Origin of the sequence: Methylobacterium sp. HMF5984, assembly GCF_045033435.1 — a bacterium.
Taxonomy (GTDB): domain Bacteria; phylum Pseudomonadota; class Alphaproteobacteria; order Rhizobiales; family Beijerinckiaceae; genus Methylobacterium.
The window spans coordinates 4,962,527-4,978,355 of the sequence record NZ_JBJFLN010000001.1 but is presented as its reverse complement, the minus strand read 5'-3'; the positions used below and the strand labels follow the sequence as shown (position 1 = coordinate 4,978,355).

13 protein-coding genes are annotated in these 15,829 nt (G+C 71.0%); 7 read left to right on the top strand and 6 right to left on the bottom strand.

Annotated elements, in window-relative coordinates:
- Positions 1-206: 206 nt before the first annotated feature.
- The 4 genes from ACFZ8E_RS24165 (at position 207) to lpdA (ending at position 6,876) form a co-directional block, all read left to right on the top strand.
- Positions 207-3,206, top strand: a complete 3,000-nt coding sequence (locus tag ACFZ8E_RS24165) for a 2-oxoglutarate dehydrogenase E1 component (protein ID WP_147727158.1) — start codon at positions 207-209, stop codon at positions 3,204-3,206.
- Positions 3,207-3,299: 93 nt separating this feature from the next.
- Complete coding sequence (gene odhB / locus ACFZ8E_RS24160; RefSeq protein ID WP_147842858.1) at positions 3,300-4,634, top strand: 2-oxoglutarate dehydrogenase complex dihydrolipoyllysine-residue succinyltransferase; 1,335 nt, start codon at positions 3,300-3,302, stop codon at positions 4,632-4,634.
- A 10-nt stretch (positions 4,635-4,644) separates the two neighbouring features.
- Complete coding sequence (locus ACFZ8E_RS24155) at positions 4,645-5,397, top strand: SDR family oxidoreductase (protein ID WP_243950886.1); 753 nt, start codon at positions 4,645-4,647, stop codon at positions 5,395-5,397.
- 75 nt (positions 5,398-5,472) lie between these two features.
- Positions 5,473-6,876 carry a dihydrolipoyl dehydrogenase gene (gene lpdA, locus ACFZ8E_RS24150; RefSeq protein WP_147728742.1) on the top strand — a complete coding sequence of 468 codons (1,404 nt, stop codon included), beginning with the start codon at positions 5,473-5,475 and terminating at the stop codon, positions 6,874-6,876.
- Positions 6,877-6,897: 21 nt separating this feature from the next.
- Here lpdA and ACFZ8E_RS24145 read toward each other — a convergent pair whose 3' ends face one another.
- From ACFZ8E_RS24145 to ACFZ8E_RS24135, 3 genes are all read right to left on the bottom strand, one after another.
- A complete protein-coding gene (locus tag ACFZ8E_RS24145) occupies positions 6,898-7,776 on the bottom strand; it encodes a response regulator (RefSeq protein WP_243933599.1) in 879 nt (292 codons plus the stop codon).
- A gap of 130 nt (positions 7,777-7,906) precedes the next feature.
- On the bottom strand, positions 7,907-8,857 hold the full coding sequence (locus ACFZ8E_RS24140) for a tyrosine recombinase XerC (protein ID WP_243989217.1): 951 nt from the start codon (positions 8,855-8,857) through the stop codon (positions 7,907-7,909).
- A 117-nt stretch (positions 8,858-8,974) separates the two neighbouring features.
- Positions 8,975-10,867, bottom strand: a complete 1,893-nt coding sequence (locus ACFZ8E_RS24135) for a sigma 54-interacting transcriptional regulator (RefSeq protein WP_405044008.1) — start codon at positions 10,865-10,867, stop codon at positions 8,975-8,977.
- Positions 10,868-11,098: 231 nt separating this feature from the next.
- On the opposite strand from ACFZ8E_RS24135, the gene cynS reads away from it, so the two are divergent.
- Together cynS and ACFZ8E_RS24125 are read left to right on the top strand one after the other, a co-directional pair.
- Positions 11,099-11,587, top strand: a complete 489-nt coding sequence (cynS, locus tag ACFZ8E_RS24130) for a cyanase (RefSeq protein WP_147844587.1) — start codon at positions 11,099-11,101, stop codon at positions 11,585-11,587.
- A gap of 129 nt (positions 11,588-11,716) precedes the next feature.
- Positions 11,717-11,944 (top strand): hypothetical protein, encoded by a 228-nt coding sequence (locus ACFZ8E_RS24125; protein ID WP_147844030.1) that lies wholly within the window; start codon positions 11,717-11,719, stop codon positions 11,942-11,944.
- 33 nt (positions 11,945-11,977) lie between these two features.
- On the opposite strand, the gene ACFZ8E_RS24120 is transcribed toward ACFZ8E_RS24125, so the two are convergent.
- Genes ACFZ8E_RS24120 through madL form a run of 3 tightly spaced genes read right to left on the bottom strand, consistent with a single transcriptional unit; the run spans position 11,978 to position 13,907 of the window.
- The gene (locus ACFZ8E_RS24120; protein WP_405044007.1) at positions 11,978-12,652 is read right to left on the bottom strand and encodes a GntR family transcriptional regulator; all 675 of its coding nucleotides are present in this window, start codon (positions 12,650-12,652) and stop codon (positions 11,978-11,980) included.
- A gap of 26 nt (positions 12,653-12,678) precedes the next feature.
- Positions 12,679-13,443 carry a malonate transporter subunit MadM gene (gene madM, locus ACFZ8E_RS24115; protein WP_147726535.1) on the bottom strand — a complete coding sequence of 255 codons (765 nt, stop codon included), beginning with the start codon at positions 13,441-13,443 and terminating at the stop codon, positions 12,679-12,681.
- A 5-nt stretch (positions 13,444-13,448) separates the two neighbouring features.
- On the bottom strand, positions 13,449-13,907 hold the full coding sequence (gene madL / locus ACFZ8E_RS24110) for a malonate transporter subunit MadL (RefSeq protein ID WP_243932730.1): 459 nt from the start codon (positions 13,905-13,907) through the stop codon (positions 13,449-13,451).
- A gap of 257 nt (positions 13,908-14,164) precedes the next feature.
- On the opposite strand from madL, the gene mdcA reads away from it, so the two are divergent.
- Positions 14,165-15,811: a malonate decarboxylase subunit alpha gene (gene mdcA, locus ACFZ8E_RS24105; RefSeq protein ID WP_243933594.1), complete on the top strand. Its 1,647-nt coding sequence runs from the start codon at positions 14,165-14,167 to the stop codon at positions 15,809-15,811.
- Positions 15,812-15,829: the final 18 nt, after the last annotated feature.

Genomic DNA, 15,829 nt, shown 5'->3' with positions numbered 1-15,829 from the left:
ACAGCCGCGCGCGTATGACCCGCGCGCGGCTGTGTTGCAGCGCACGCAAGCCGGTGACGCCCATATGATGGGCGACGGAGCGCCCGCTTCGTGCGCCCACAGGAATCGCAGCGCGGCCCGCGCCTTCCGCTCGCGGAGGCGCCTCCCGCGCGATGACGCGGCTCATCCGCACCGGCGGAGGGCCCGAAGGACAGGATGACCCGCCGATGGCACGCCAGGACGTGAACGAAGCGCTGCTGGAAACCTCGTTCCTCTACGGCGGCAACGCCGCCTACATCGAGGAATTGCAGGCTGCCTACGCCCGCAACCCGGCTTCGGTCGACCCCGAGTGGCAGAGCTTCTTCAAGGGGCTCGGCGAGGACGAGACCCTGGTCGAGAAGAACGCGGCCGGCGCCTCGTGGACCAAGCCGAACTGGCCGGTGCCGGCCAACGGCGAGATCGTCTCGGCGCTCGACGGCAACTGGGCGACCCTGGAGAAGGCGGTCGGCGAGAGGATCCTCGCCAAGGGCGCGGAGAAGGGCGAACAGAGGCCCGGCAAGCCCGCCGACGGCCTCGCCGTCACCGGCAAGACCGGCGTCTCGGTCGAGCAGGCGACCAAGGATTCGGTTCGCGCGATCATGCTGATCCGCTCGTACCGCATGCGCGGCCACCTGCACGCCAAGCTCGACCCGCTCGGGCTGGCCCCCCGCGGCGACCACGAGGAACTGCATCCGCAGCATTACGGCTTCCTCGAATCCGACTGGGACCGGCCGATCTTCCTCGACAACGTGCTCGGGCTGGAATTCGCCACGATCCGCGAGATCGTCGCGATCCTGGAGCGGACCTACTGCCAGACCCTCGGCGTCGAGTTCATGCACATCTCCGATCCCGAGGAGAAGGCGTGGCTGCAGGAGCGCATCGAGGGCAAGGACAAGGAGATCTCGTTCACCCCCGAAGGGCGCCGCGCGATCCTCAACAAGCTGATCGAGGCCGAGGGCTTCGAGAAGTTCCTCGACCTCAAGTACACCGGCACCAAGCGCTTCGGCCTCGACGGCTCGGAGGCGATGATCCCGGCGCTCGAGCAGATCATCAAGCGCGGCGGCGCGCTCGGCGTGCGCGAGATCGTGCTCGGCATGGCCCACCGTGGGCGCCTCAACGTGCTCACCAACGTGATGGCAAAGCCGTTCCGTGCGGTGTTCAACGAGTTCAAGGGGGGCTCGGCCTCGCCGGCCGAGGTCGAGGGCTCGGGCGACGTGAAGTACCATCTCGGTGCCTCGTCCGACCGCGCCTTCGACGGCAACAACGTCCACCTGTCGCTCACCGCCAACCCGTCGCACCTCGAGATCGTCGATCCCGTGGTGCTCGGAAAGGTCCGCGCCAAGCAGGACCAGCGCGCCAAGCCGAACGTCGTGCGCGCCAGCGTGATGCCGCTCCTGATCCACGGCGACGCGGCCTTCGCCGGCCAGGGCGTGGTCGCCGAGTGCCTCGGGCTTTCGGGCCTGAAGGGCCACCGCACCGGCGGTTCGATCCACTTCATCATCAACAACCAGATCGGCTTCACCACCGATCCGCGCTTCTCGCGCTCCTCGCCGTACCCGTCCGACGTGGCGAAGATGGTCGAGGCGCCGATCTTCCATTGCAACGGCGACGACCCGGAGGCGGTGACCTTCGCCACCAAGGTCGCGGTCGAGTACCGCCAGAAGTTCGGCAAGCCGGTCGTGATCGACATGCTGTGCTACCGCCGCTTCGGCCACAACGAGGGCGACGAGCCGGCCTTCACCCAGCCGAAGATGTACCAGCGCATCCGCAAGCACACCTCGGTGCTGGAGAGCTACGCACGCAAGCTGATCGAGAACGGCACCCTGAGCCAGGAGGCCTACGACGCCCGAAAGGCCGAGTTCCGGGCGATGCTCGACGCCGAGCTCGAGGTCGCCGGCACCTACAAGGCCAACAAGGCCGACTGGCTCGACGGGCGCTGGTCCGGCTTCAAGGCCGTGCACGAGGACGTGGACGACCCGCGCCGCGGCCGCACCGGCGTGCCGGTCGAGACCCTGCGCGAGATCGCGCAGAAGATCACTCAGGCGCCCCCCGGCTTCCACCTGCACCGCACGATCCAGCGCTTCATGGACAACCGCGCCAAGGCGGTGGAGACCGGCGTCGGCATCGACTGGGCGACCGCCGAGGCCCTGGCCTTCGGCGCGACCATGCTCGACGGCAACCGCGTCCGGCTCTCGGGCCAGGACGTCGAGCGCGGCACCTTCTCGCAGCGCCACGCCGTGGTGATCGACCAGGAGAACGAGCAGCGCTTCACGCCCCTCAACGCCATCCGCGAGGGCCAGGCGCCGCTGGAGGTGATCAACTCGATGCTGTCCGAGGAGGCGGTGCTCGGCTTCGAGTACGGCTACTCGGCGGCCGAGCCGAACGCGCTCGTGCTGTGGGAGGCGCAGTTCGGCGACTTCGCCAACGGCGCGCAGGTGGTGATCGACCAGTTCATCGCGTCCGGCGAGCGCAAGTGGCTGCGCATGTCCGGCCTCGTGATGCTGCTGCCCCACGGCTACGAGGGGCAGGGGCCGGAGCACTCCTCCGCCCGCCTGGAGCGCTACCTCCAGAGCTGCGCCGAGGACAACATGCAGGTCGCCAACTGCTCGACACCGGCGAACTACTTCCACATCCTGCGCCGGCAGCTGAAGCGCGACTTCCGCAAGCCGCTGATCCTGATGACGCCGAAGTCGCTGCTGCGCCACAAGCGGGCGGTGTCGACGATCGAGATGATCGCCGAGGGTTCGAGCTTCCACCGCATCCTGTGGGACGACGCCGAGCACGACGAGAGCGGGGTCAAGCTCGTCCGCGACGACAAGGTCCGCCGCGTCGTGCTGTGCTCGGGCAAGGTCTACTACGACCTGTTCGAGGAGCGCGAGAAGCGCGGCGTCAACGACGTCTACCTGCTGCGCGTCGAGCAGCTCTACCCGTTCCCGCTCAAGGCGCTGGCCAACGAGATGGGCCGCTTCCGCAATGCCGAGGTGGTGTGGTGCCAGGAGGAGCCCAAGAACATGGGCGCCTGGGCCTTCGTCGAGCCCTACCTCGAATGGGTGCTCGGCCAGGCCGGCTCCGCGGTGAAGCGCGCCCGCTACGTCGGCCGCCCGGCCTCGGCCTCGACCGCCGTGGGGCAGATGTCGAAGCACCAGGCCCAGCTGCAGGCCTTCCTCAACGAGGCCCTCGCGGTCTGAATGTCCTCACCTATGGCGGCGGCTCTCCGGGGCCGCCGCTCACCCTGCCCGGCCGTCCGGTACGGCCCAACCGATCCGGCATGAGCTGACACAATGGCAACCGACATCCTCGTCCCGACGCTCGGCGAATCCGTCAGCGAGGCCACCATCGGCCGCTGGTTCAAGAAGCCGGGCGACACGGTCGCGGCCGACGAGCCCCTGGTCGAGCTCGAGACCGACAAGGTGACCCTCGAGGTCAACGCCCCCGCCGCCGGCGAGCTCGGCGAGATCCTGGTCAAGGACGGCGAGACGGTGGAGCCGGGCGCGCTGCTCGGCTCGATCGTCGAGGCGAGCGGCGGCGGCGCCAAGCCCGCGCCCAAGGAGGCCGCGCCGAAGAAGGAGGCCGAGGCCAAGTCCGAGAGCCGCAGCGAGGCGCCGAAGGCGTCCGCCCCCGACGCCAAGGCGGTCGAGGAGGCCCCGGCCAAGGAATCGGCCGCCGGCTACGGCAACCACGGCGACGCGGCGCCCCCGGCCGCCCGCCCCTCCGACGACAACGGCCCGGCGGTCGGCAAGCTGTCGCGGGAATCGGGCATCGACCCGTCGAGCGTCAACGGCAGCGGCAAGGACGGCCGCGTGACCAAGGGCGACATGCTCGGCGCGATCGCGAAGGGGCCCGCGCAGGCGGCTCCCGCCCCGGCCAAGGAGGCGCGCCCGACGCCGCCGCGCCCGGCCTCGAAGCCGGACGACGCCGCCCGCGAGGAGCGGGTGCGGATGACCAAGCTGCGCCAGACCATCGCTCGCCGCCTCAAGGACGCGCAGGACACCGCCGCGATGCTCACCACGTTCAACGACGTGGACATGGGCGCGGTGATGGCGCTGCGCGCGCAGTACAAGGACATCTTCGAGAAGAAGCACGGCACGAAGCTCGGCTTCATGGGCTTCTTCACCAAGGCGGTGATCGGGGCGCTCAAGGACGTGCCGGCGGTCAACGCCGAGATCGACGGGCAGGATCTCGTCTACAAGAACTACTATCACATCGGCATCGCCGTCGGGACCGACAAGGGTCTCGTCGTGCCGGTGGTGCGCAACGCCGACGACCTCTCAATCGCCGGCATCGAGAAGACGATCTCGGGCTTCGGCCGCAAGGCCCGGGACGGCAAGCTCTCGATCGACGAGATGCAGGGCGGCACCTTCACCATCACCAACGGCGGCATCTACGGCTCGCTGATGTCGACCCCGATCCTCAACGCGCCGCAATCGGGCATCCTCGGGATGCACCGCATCGAGGAGCGCCCGGTGGTCCGCAACGGCAAGATCGAGGCGCGGCCGATGATGTATCTCGCCCTCTCCTACGATCACCGCATCGTCGACGGGAAGGAGGCCGTGACCTTCCTGGTGCGGGTGAAGGAGGCGCTGGAGGATCCGGCGCGGCTCGTCCTGGATCTGTAAGGCCGGCGCGATGCTCACCCCCGATGCCGTCGCGGTCGTCACCGGCGGCGGCCGCGGCATCGGCCGTGCGGTATCCCTGCTCGCGGCGCGGCGCGGCTATCGCGTCTGCCTGAGCTACGTCTCCGACGCGGCCGCGGCTGCGACGGTGGTCGCGGCGATCGAAGCCGAGGGTGGCCAGGCCGTCGCGGTGCGCTGCGACGTGGCGGAGGAGGCCGACGTGATCGCCCTGTTCGCGGCGGCCGACCGTCTCGGCACCGTCACGGCGCTGGTCAACAATGCCGGGGTGGTCGATCTCTCCGCGCCCGTGTCCGAGATGAGCGCCGCCCGGCTCCACCGGATGATGGCGACCAACGTCGTTGGCAGCTTCCTCTGCGCCCGCGAGGCGGTGCGGCGGATGTCGACGAAGCAGGGCGGCCGGGGCGGGGCCGTCGTCAACGTCTCGTCGATCGCGGCGCGCCTCGGCGGGGCCGGGCAGTTCGTCGACTACGCCGCCTCGAAGGGAGCGATCGACAGCTTCACGATCGGCCTCGCCCGCGAGGTGGCCGATGCCGGCATCCGGGTGAACGCCGTGGCGCCCGGCATCATCGACACCGAGATCCATGCCAGCGGCGGCACGCCCGACAAGGTGGCGGCGATGGGGCCGGGCGTGCCGATGAGGCGCGCCGGCACCGCCGACGAAGTCGCCGCCCCGGTGCTCTGGCTGCTCTCCGACGAGGCGGCCTACACCACCGGCGCCATCCTCGACGTCTCGGGCGGTCGGTGATCCCCGGCAACGAATGAATCCGGCGGCGACCCGCCACGGCGGTCGCCGCACGCGCATGCAGGAACGAACAGAACCATGAGCACCTACGATCTCGTCGTCATCGGCACCGGCCCCGGCGGCTATGTCTGCGCCATCCGCGCCGCGCAGCTGGGCCTGCGCACCGCCGTCGTCGAGAAGCGCGCGACCCATGGCGGCACCTGCCTGAACGTCGGCTGCATCCCGTCGAAGGCGCTGCTGCACGCCTCCGAGGCGTTCGAGGAGGCGACCAAGCACTTTCCCGATCTCGGCATCGAGGTCGGCACGCCGAAGCTCGATCTCGCCAAGATGCAGGGGTTCAAGCAGAGCGGCGTCGACGGCAACACCAAGGGCGTCGAGTTCCTGCTGAAGAAGAACAAGGTCGACACCATCCGCGGCACCGGCAGGATCGCCGGCGCCGGCCGCGTCGAGGTCACGTCGGAGGACGGCGGAAACCAGATGCTGGAGACCAAGAACATCGTCATCGCCACCGGCTCGGACGTGACGCGCCTGCCCGGCGTCGAGATCGACGAGAAGACCGTGGTCTCCTCCACTGGCGCGCTCGAGCTCGCGGCGGTGCCGAAGAAGCTCCTGGTGATCGGCGCGGGCGTGATCGGCCTCGAGCTCGGCTCGGTCTGGCGCCGGCTCGGGGCCGAGGTCACCGTGGTCGAGTATCTCGACCGGGTGCTGCCGGGGATGGACGGCGAGGTCGGCAAGCAGTTCCAGCGGATCATGTCCAAGCAGGGCATCGCCTTCAAGCTCTCGACCAAGGTCACCGGCGTGGCGACCGGCGCGGGCGGCGCGACCGTCACCGTCGAGCCGGCGGCGGGCGGCGAATCCGAGACGCTTCAGGCCGACGTGGTGCTCGTGGCGATCGGGCGGGTGCCCTACACCGAGGGGCTCGGCCTCGAGGGCGTCGGCGTCGGGCTCGACAACAAGGGCCGGATCCAGACCGACAGCCACTACGCCACCAACGTCACCGGCATCTACGCGATCGGCGACGTGATCGCCGGGCCGATGCTCGCGCACAAGGCCGAGGACGAGGGCGTTGCGGTGGCCGAGATCCTGGCCGGCCAGTCCGGCCACGTGAACTACGCGGTGATCCCGAACGTGGTCTACACCTATCCGGAGGTCGCCTCGGTCGGGAAGACCGAGGAGGAGCTGAAGAAGGACGGCATCGCCTACAACGCGGGCAAGTTCCCCTTCACCGCCAACGGGCGGGCCAAGGCCAACGGCACCACCGAGGGCTTCGTGAAGGTGCTGGCCGACGCCGCGAGCGACCGGGTGCTCGGCGTCCACATCGTCGGCGCCGATGCCGGCAACCTCATCGCCGAGGTGGCGGTGGCGATGGAGTTCGGGGCGTCGGCCGAGGACATCGCCCGCACCTGCCACGCCCACCCGACCTTGACGGAAGCGGTGAAGGAAGCCGCGCTCGCGGTCGGGAAGCGCGCGATCCACGTCTGAGGACGCGGCCGCGCCCGTCGCTCAGGCCGAGCGGCGGGCCGGGGCGAGGGCGGCGATGCGCAGGAGGGCGGTCGGGGCCGGCGGCGCGGTGATCGCGTTCAGCAGGTACGGCCGCCGCAGACCGAGCGCGTGGTGGAGCGTGAGGTCGATGTCGCGGGCGTGGAACGGCATCTTCAGGACGAAGGTGGCGCCGAAGTAGCGGGCGGCCTGGGCGATCGGCTCGGGATCGCCGCTGGTCAGCATCGTGAGGCGCGTCGTCAGGTTCAGGGTCTGAACCTGGCAGGCGAGCTCGAGGCCGTCGGTCCCGTTGAGCTTCACGTCGACGAAGGCGAGCGGGTAGGCGTCGGTCTTTAGGAGCTTCAGAGCGTGCCGGCCGCAATCCGTCTCGTCGATCTCGAGGGCGAAGCCGCTGCGCGCCAGCACCCGCCCGATCGCCGCGCGCGCCGCGTCCGACGAGGAGGCGAGCAGGATGCGCGTCGGCTGCCGGCGCCGGGTGTCGGCGTGCAGCAGGCTCTCGATGTGGGCGGTGTCGAGGGGCACCTTCAGCACCTCGTAGGCGCCGAGCGAGACCGCGAGTTCCTGCCACTGGGCGAAGACGCGGGCGGCGATCAGCACGAGGCAGGGCAGAGTGGCGCCGCGCTTGCGCGCCACCGCCACCGCCTCCGGGCCGCTCACGCCTTCGAGCTGGAGGCCGACGAAGGCCAGGGCCGGCTTGTGCGCGAGGGCGAGATCGATCAGCGCCTCGCCCGAGGCCGTTTGCACGATCACGGCCCTGGGATCGAAGTGCGATACCACCGTGGCGAGTTCGGCCCGGCGTCCCGCGTCGCGATCGGCGATGAGGACGGTGCCGGCTTGCGGGGGCCGGACCGCGCTTCCGATATCGGCGTGTTCGCCCGCCATGGTTCCTGTCCAGTCCGATCCTATGACAAGAGAAATAGCGCTCAAATCTCTCGGCAAGCTTAATGGCTGGCCGAACCGGCTATTTGCTCTGTCTAGTGTGTCAACGTGTCATCTCAATGCACGTCGCGTGTCACGCCCCCGTCGGCACGGCACGGCCGGCGCGCGGATGGGTGGCGTCGAAGGCGCTCATCAGGCGGGCCGCGTCGACCTTGGTGTAGAGCTGCGTCGTCGAGAGCGAGGCGTGGCCGAGCAGCTCCTGGATCGCGCGCAGCTCGCCCTGCCGCGCCAGGAGATGCGTCGCGAAGGAGTGCCGCAGGGCGTGCGGCGTGGCGCTGTCGGGCAGCCCGAGGGCGCCGCGGGCGCGGGCGACGACGTACTGGATGATCCGCGGCGAGAGCGGGCCGCCGCGGGCGCCGACGAAGAGCGGGCCCTCCGGCGGCAGCGGGTGCGGGCAGGCGGCGAGGTAGGCGGCGACCGCCTCGGCCACCACCGGCAGCACCGGGACCATCCGCTGCTTCGCGCCCTTGCCCAGCACCGTCACCGCGTCGATGCCGGGCACCGGGGCATCGCGCCGCGCCAGCCCCAGCGCCTCCGAGATGCGCAGGCCCGCGCCGTACAGCAGCGCGAGCACCGCCGCATCGCGCAGCAGGATCCAGGGGTCGCGGTCCTCGTCGGCGCGCAGCGACACGTCGGTGAGGGCGCGGGCGGCCGCCACGGGCAGCGGACGCGGCAGGCGCCGCTCCACCTTGGGCGAGCGCACGGCGCCGAGCGCCGCCACGGTGCCGTGGCCCTCGCGCTCGAGGTGCTTGGCGAAGGAGCGCAGGCCGGCCAGGGCCCGCATCAGCGAGCGGCCGCCGACCTCGTCGGCCCGCCGCGCGGCCATGAAGGCGCGGACGTCGCGCGGCTTCAGCGCGACGATCGCGGGGATCGTCGGCGTGCCGGTGCGGGCGTCGAGATGGGCGAGGAACTGGCGCAGGTCGCGCTCGTAGGCCTCCACCGTGTTGGCGGACATCCGCCGCTCGGCCGCGAGGCTGAGGCCCCAGGCGCGGGCGGCGGCAAGGAGGGCGGCATCGCCCGGCATCGCGGGAAGGACGGAGCCCGACGCGGCAGCGGAAGTCGGCATCGGGTCTTCCTCGCGGAGCGCGCCCGCGTCGAGCGCGCGAGCCGGTCACTGGACGCCCGCGCGGTTGCCCGGCGGTTAACGGGTCTTCTCGATCCCCATCGCCTTGATGCGCGAGGCCAACGTCGTCGGGCGCAGCCCCATGAGCTCGGCGGCGCCGCCGGGGCCGAACACCTTGCCGCCGGTGAGCGAAAGGGCGGCGGCGATCTCGGCGCGGTCGCGGGCGCGGCGGTCGGCCTCCGTCGGCGGCCGGTCGGCGGGAAGCGCCGGCGGCGTCGCGTTGACGGGGCCCGCGGGATCGGGCCGTTCGGCTTCGAACCGTTCGGATTCGGGCAGGTCGAAGCGCAGGCGGCCGCGGACGGCGAGGATGGCGGCGCGCTCGATCACGTTCTCCAGCTCGCGCACGTTGCCGGGCCAGGCGTAGCAGGCAAGCCGGCGCACGTCGCCCTCGGTCAGCCGCGGCTCGGGGATGTTCAGGCGGCGTGCGGCCCCCGTCAGGACGTGCTGGGCGATCGGCGCGATGTCCTCGGGGCGCTCGCGGAGCGGGCTCGCGGCCAGCGGGAAGACGTTGAGGCGGAAGTACAGGTCCTCGCGGAACCGGCCGCGGCGCACCTCCTCCCGCAGGTCGCGGTTGGTGGCGGCGACGAGGCGGATGTCGACGGCGCGCGTACGCTCCTCGCCGACGCGCTCGAACGAGCGCTCCTGCAGCACCCGCAGCAGCTTGCCCTGGAGATCGAGCGGGATCTCGCCGACCTCGTCGAGGAACAGCGTGCCGCCGTCGGCGAGCTCAAAGCGCCCGACGCGATCGCGCAGCGCACCGGTGAACGCGCCGCGGGCATGGCCGAAGAACTCGCTCTCGAACAGCTCGCGCGGCACCGCGGCGCAGTTCACGCGGATCATCGGCCGGTCGCGCCGTCGGCTGGCCTCGTGGATCGCGCGGGCGATCAGCTCCTTGCCGGTGCCGGACTCGCCGGTGATCAGCACGGTGGCGTCGGTGCCGGCCACGAGGTCGATCTGGCGCAACGTCGCCGCGATGGCGGGGGAACGGCCGATGATGCCCTGGTGGTGGCGCTCCAGCCGGATTTCCTCCTTCAGGTAGGCGTTCTCCAGCTCCAGCCGCTCGCGCAGGGAATCGACCTCGGCGAGCGCGCTGCGCAGCCGTTCCTCGGCCTCGCGCCGTTGGCTGATGTCGCGGAACACGATGACGGCGCCGAGCAGACGCCCGCGATCCCGGATCGGCGTCGAGGTGTACGCGACCGGGAACGCGGTGCCGTCGCGCCGCCAGAACACCTCGTCGTCGACCTGGCGCACCGCGCCGTCGCGGAAGGCCGCGTAGATCGGGCAGTCGCGGTGCGGGTAATGCGCGCCGTCGGAGCGGGTGTGGTGCACGGTGGCGTGCATGTCCTTGCCGACGAGGTCGGCGGCCCGCCAGCCGAGCATGCGCTCGGCGGCCGGGTTGACGAAGGTGGTCGCCCCATCGGCGTTGACGCCGTAGATGCCCTCGCCAGCGGCCCGCAGGATCAGCTGGTTCCCGCGCTCGATGTCGCGGAAGATGCGCTCCATCCGCTGCCACTCGGCGATGCCGGCGCGCATGTGGTCGTCGGCCTGCCCGTCGACCGCCCGCCGACGGCGCGCCTCGAGATCGGAGAGCGTCAGGAGAAGCCGCGGCGGGTCGCCCGCGAGCGGGCTCGCGGCGTATTCGAGGCGCAGCCCGCGGCCGTCCGCGTGGCGCGGCTCCAGCGTCCGCGACCACCATTGCCCCTTGGCGAAGGCGCCCTGCGTGAACACCACCAGCGCGGGCCGCTGGCCCGGATGCAGCGCGCTCGCCGTGATCCTGCGGAGCGCCGCGCGGTCGTAGCCGAGCAGGCGCGCCGCGGCCGGGTTGGCGTCGACGATCCGGTCGGCCTCGGGCTCCAGCACCAGCATCGCCTCCCGGTGCTGCTCGAAGACCGGCCCGAAATCCTCGATCATGTCGGACCCGACGCACCCGTCTCGCTACGAGACTTCGTGGTCATACCACGAGATCTCGTCGGGCACGAGATCTCGTAGCTGATGATCATTAGGCCAAGTCGCTGTTCCCGCGGCGGTTCTTCGCAACGACCCAGCTGGCACATCGCTTGCGCAAGCCTCGCTCGAGCGCGCCCCGCCGGCAGACCACGCGGCGGGGCGCGACCGATCTCACAACCTGCCGGAGTGCCGACCATGAAGCGCGAAGACCTCACCGAGAAGCTCCTAGACATCAAGCGCGACAAGGGCTGGACATGGAAGTACATCCAGGACGAGATCGGCGGCCTCTCGCCGATCCTGATCACCGCCGCCTGCATGGGCCAGATGAAGCTGCCGAAGGCGCAGGCCGCCAAGGCCGCCGCGCTGTTCGGGCTCACCGAATCCGAGGAGCGGATGCTCAACGAGGCGCCCTATCGCGGCTCGATCCCGTCGATGCCGCCGACCGATCCGCTGATCTACCGCTTCTACGAGCTGGTGATGGTCTACGGCACCACCTTCAAGGAACTGATCCAGGAGGAGTTCGGCGACGGCATCATGTCGGCGATCGACTTCAACATGACCATGGAGCGCGAGGCCAACAACAAGGGCGACCGCGTGAAGCTCGGCATGTCCGGCAAGTTCCTGCCGTACAAGTATTACGGCAGCGAGGACGGCGTGCCGGAATACGGCTTCAAGGAGGGCTGAGCCGGGCCGGGCGAGGCGGCTGCTGCCGCCCCTTGCCGCTTCGGCCGGTTTCCACCGAAGCTGCGGCGGCTCGGGCGACGGCGGACGGCTCGCTCATGGGGGCGGAACGGGGCACCGAGGGGGGACGACGTGGCGACGGACGAGGGGACGGCGCGCCCGCGCAACTCGGTGCTCGACGAGCTGGCGGCGGCGCTCGGCATTCCGACGACGGCGTTCTTCGCCACGCTCGACGAAGGGGATCGGATCGCCGAGAGCCTCACCCTGCTGCGCCTGTGGGCCACCCTCGATCAGCCCGGGCAGCGTCGGGAGCTTCTGGACCACCTCCGCCGGATGATCGACGGGCCGCCGCCCGGCTGAGCCGGGCGGGCGCGCCTTTGCGCTCCGGGAGGATCAGTCGGCGTGATGCTCGGCGATGTAGCGCCCGAGCGCCCCGGCCGCGTTGAGCATGTGCGCCCGCATGCGCCGTGCCGCCGCCTCGCCGTCGCCCTCGGCGATCGCGGCCAGGATCGCGCCGTGCTCGGCGTGGGAGCGGCGGATGCGGTCGCCCTGGCGCAGCTGCGTGCGGCGGAAGGCCGAGAGCCGGGTGCGGATCGCCAGCGCCTGCTCGGCCAGGAACCCGTTGTGGGTGGCCGCGTAGAGCCCCTCGTGGAACTGGCGGTTCAGGCCGTCGTAGGCGTCGAAGTCGCCGCCCTCGACCGCCGCGCCCGAGCGCCGGTGCAGCTCCATCAGGGCGCTAAGCTCGAGCGGGCGCATGCGGTGGGTGGCGAGCCGCACGCACAAAGCCTCGATCTCGGCGGTGGCCTCGAACATGTCCATGATCCGCTCGGGCGTCATCCGAGCGACGACCATGCCGCGGCGCGGGCGCTGCTCCACGAGGCCGCCGAAGGCGAGCTGGCGCAGGGCCTCCCGCACGGGGGTGCGCGAGGCGCCGAAGCGGTCGGCCAGCGTCTGCTCGTCCAGGGTCGTGCCGGCGGCGAGCTCGCCCGCCGCGATCGCATCCGTGAGCGCGTCGCGGATGCGATCGGAGATCAGCGCCCGCTCCTCGGTCTCGTGGCCCGCGTCCATGGCTCTCCCGCCCCGCGAAGCCGGTCTCAGCCGACGATCGCCCGCACCGTCAGGAACAGCACCGACGGGCCGACGAGGCAGCCGATGCCGGTGTGGAAGGTCGCGGTCAGCGCGCCGTAGGGCACGAGCTTGGGATCGGTGGCGGCCAGGCCGCCGGCCACCCCGCTGACCGTGCCCATCAGCCCGCCATAGGCCATGGCCGAGCGCGGGTTGTCGAGGCCGATCAGCTTGGCGACGAGGGGCGTGCCGACCATCACGCCCACCGCCTTGGTCACGCCGGTGGCGATCGAGAGCGCCATCACCGTCGAGTCGGCGCCGAGCGCCGCGCCGGTGACCGGGCCGACGATGTAGGTGATCGCGCCCGCGCCGATCGTCGTGATCGAGACCGCGTCGTGGTAGCCGAAGGCGACCGCGGTCAGCGTGCCGACGAGGAAGGGCAGCAGCGTGCCGAGCGCCAGCGCCAGCACGCCGACGAGGCCGGCCCGGCGCGCCTCGATCACGTCGACCTCGAAGGCGGTGGCGACGATGGCGAAATCGCGCAGCATGGCCCCGCCCATCAGCCCGATCCCGGCCAGCGCCGGGATGTCGGCCAGGCCCTTCTTGCCGCCGGTGAGCACGCCGCCGAAATAGGCGAGCACCAGGCCGAGCACGATGGCGATGGCCGAGCCGTGCACCCGCCCGTTGGTGAGCCGCCGCGCGGCGACGTTCGAGACCAGGATCAGCGCCCCGACGACGGCGAAGGCCGCAACCAGGCTCTGCTCGACGAAGACGTGCTCAAGGCCGTGCCACAGGCCGCTCATCGCGTCCGCCCCGCCGGGATCGCCGCGGCGTCGGCCCGCGCTGCCTCGGGTTCGCCGCCGATGACGGCGCCGCCGTGCTCGACCTCCGGACCGCCCGGGTCGCGGCCGCCGATGCGGCTGAGCAGCGCCACCGCGGCGAAGCAGATCGCCAGGGAGCCGAAGGCGGCGATGATCACGATCGGGCCACCGCTCACCGCGGCGACGACGTTCTGCTGGGCGGCCATCGCGACGACGATGGGAATGTACATGCCGCCCCAGAACTCGACGCCGAACTTGACGTTCTTGCTCAAGCGGCCGTGGCGCATCAGCCAGACGCGGGCGGCGATCAGCAGGATCATGGCGATGCCGACCCCGCCGACATTGGCCTTCACGCCGAGTGCGATCCCGAGGAGATCGCCGAGATACACGCCGATCAGCGTGCAGGCGGCGAGCAGCGCGACGCCGGCGATGATCATGGCCGCAGCCTCCAGTGCGGGGCACTCCCGATCGGGCCGGGCGATGGTCGAGGAGGCGCAATGGCACGGGGCATCCGGCGTATCCGTCCCGATTTCGTGATTCGTCTTCGTTGCCACTGAGTATGCAAAATATTGACAGATCGGCAAGCTGGTATACGATCATGTGATCGAACGGATCACTCGCATACAAATTGCTGTGTCTGATCCGCGATCGCATGCCGACAGCGTGCGGGCGGATCGACGGTTTGGGGATCGGGATGACGGACTGGCGCAGGCAGAGGACGGCGCGGGATGCGCGGATCGCGGCCGGCCGCGCCCACGCCGACGGCAAGGTCGTCGCGGCCGCCGACGTGGTCGACCTGCTCGAAGCCGTCCTGCGCCCGGGCGACCGGGTCTGCCTCGAAGGCGACAACCAGAAGCAGGCCGACTGCCTGGCGCGCGGGCTGAGCGCCTGCGACCCGGACAAGGTGCACGGCCTGCACATGGTCCAGTCCGGCATCGTGCTGCCGGAGCATCTCGACGTGTTCGAGACCGGCATCGCCAAGCGCCTCGACTACTCGTATTCCGGCCCGCAGGGCGCCCGCATCGCCAAGATGCTCTACGGCGGGCAGATCGAGCTCGGGGCGGTGCACACCTACCTCGAGCTGTTCGCGCGCTACTTCATCGACCTCACGCCGAACGTCGCGCTGATCGCCGGCGTCTCGGCCGACCGGGCCGGCAACCTCTATACCGGCCCCAACACCGAGGACACGCCGACGGTGGTCGAGGCCACCGCGTTCAAGAACGGCGTGGTGATCGCGCAGGTGAACCAGATCGTCGAGACGGTGCCGCGGGTCGACATCCCCGGCGACCGGATCGACTTCGTGGTCGAGGCCGACACGCCGTTCTACGTCGAGCCGCTGTTCACCCGCGACCCGGCCGCCGTCACCGAGACGCAGATCCTGATGGCGATGATGGCCATCAAGGGAATCTACGCCGAGTACGGCATCCGCCGGCTCAACCACGGCATCGGCTTCGGCACCGCGGCGATCGAGCTGCTGCTGCCGACCTATGGCGAGCGGCTCGGGCTGAAGGGCCGGATCGCCACCAACTGGGCGCTGAACCCGCACCCGACGCTGATCCCGGCGATCGAGGCGGGCTGGGTCGAGCAGGTGCACTGCTTCGGCTCGGAAGTCGGCATGGACCGCTACATCGCCGCGCGGCCGGACATCTTCTTCACCGGCGCCGACGGCTCGCTGCGCTCGAACCGCGCCTTCTGCCAGACGGCGGGGCTCTACGCCTGCGACCTGTTCATCGGCTCGACCCTGCAGATCGACCTCATGGGCCACTCCTCGACCGTGACGACGAACCGCGTCGCGGGCTTCGGCGGCGCGCCGAACATGGGCTCGGACCCGCACGGCCGCCGCCACCCGTCCGACACCTGGATGAAGGCCGGGCGCGAGGCGCAGCAGACCGGCGACCCGGCGCTGATGCGCGGGCGCAAGCTCGTGGTGCAGCTCGTCGAGACCTTCGGCGACGGGCTCGTGCCCGCCTTCGTCGAGCACCTCGACGCCCTCGAGCTCGCCCGGACGATCGGCCTCGAGCTCGCGCCGGTGATGGTCTACGCCGACGACGTCACCCACATCGTCACCGAGGAGGGCATTGCCAACCTCCTGCTCTGCCGCAACGCGGACGAGCGCGAGCAGGCGATCCGCGGCGTGGCCGGCTACACCGAGGTCGGGCGCGGCCGCGACAAGGCCAAGGTCGAGCACCTGCGCGCCCGGGGCATCGTCCGCCGCCCGGAGGATCTCGGGATCGAGCCGCTCGACGCCGACCGCAGCCTGCTCGCGGCGAAGTCGATCAAGGACCTCGTGCACTGGTCGGGCGGCCTGTACGAGCCGCCGGCCCGGTTCCGGAACTGGTGAGATGATCGGGCTGACGGA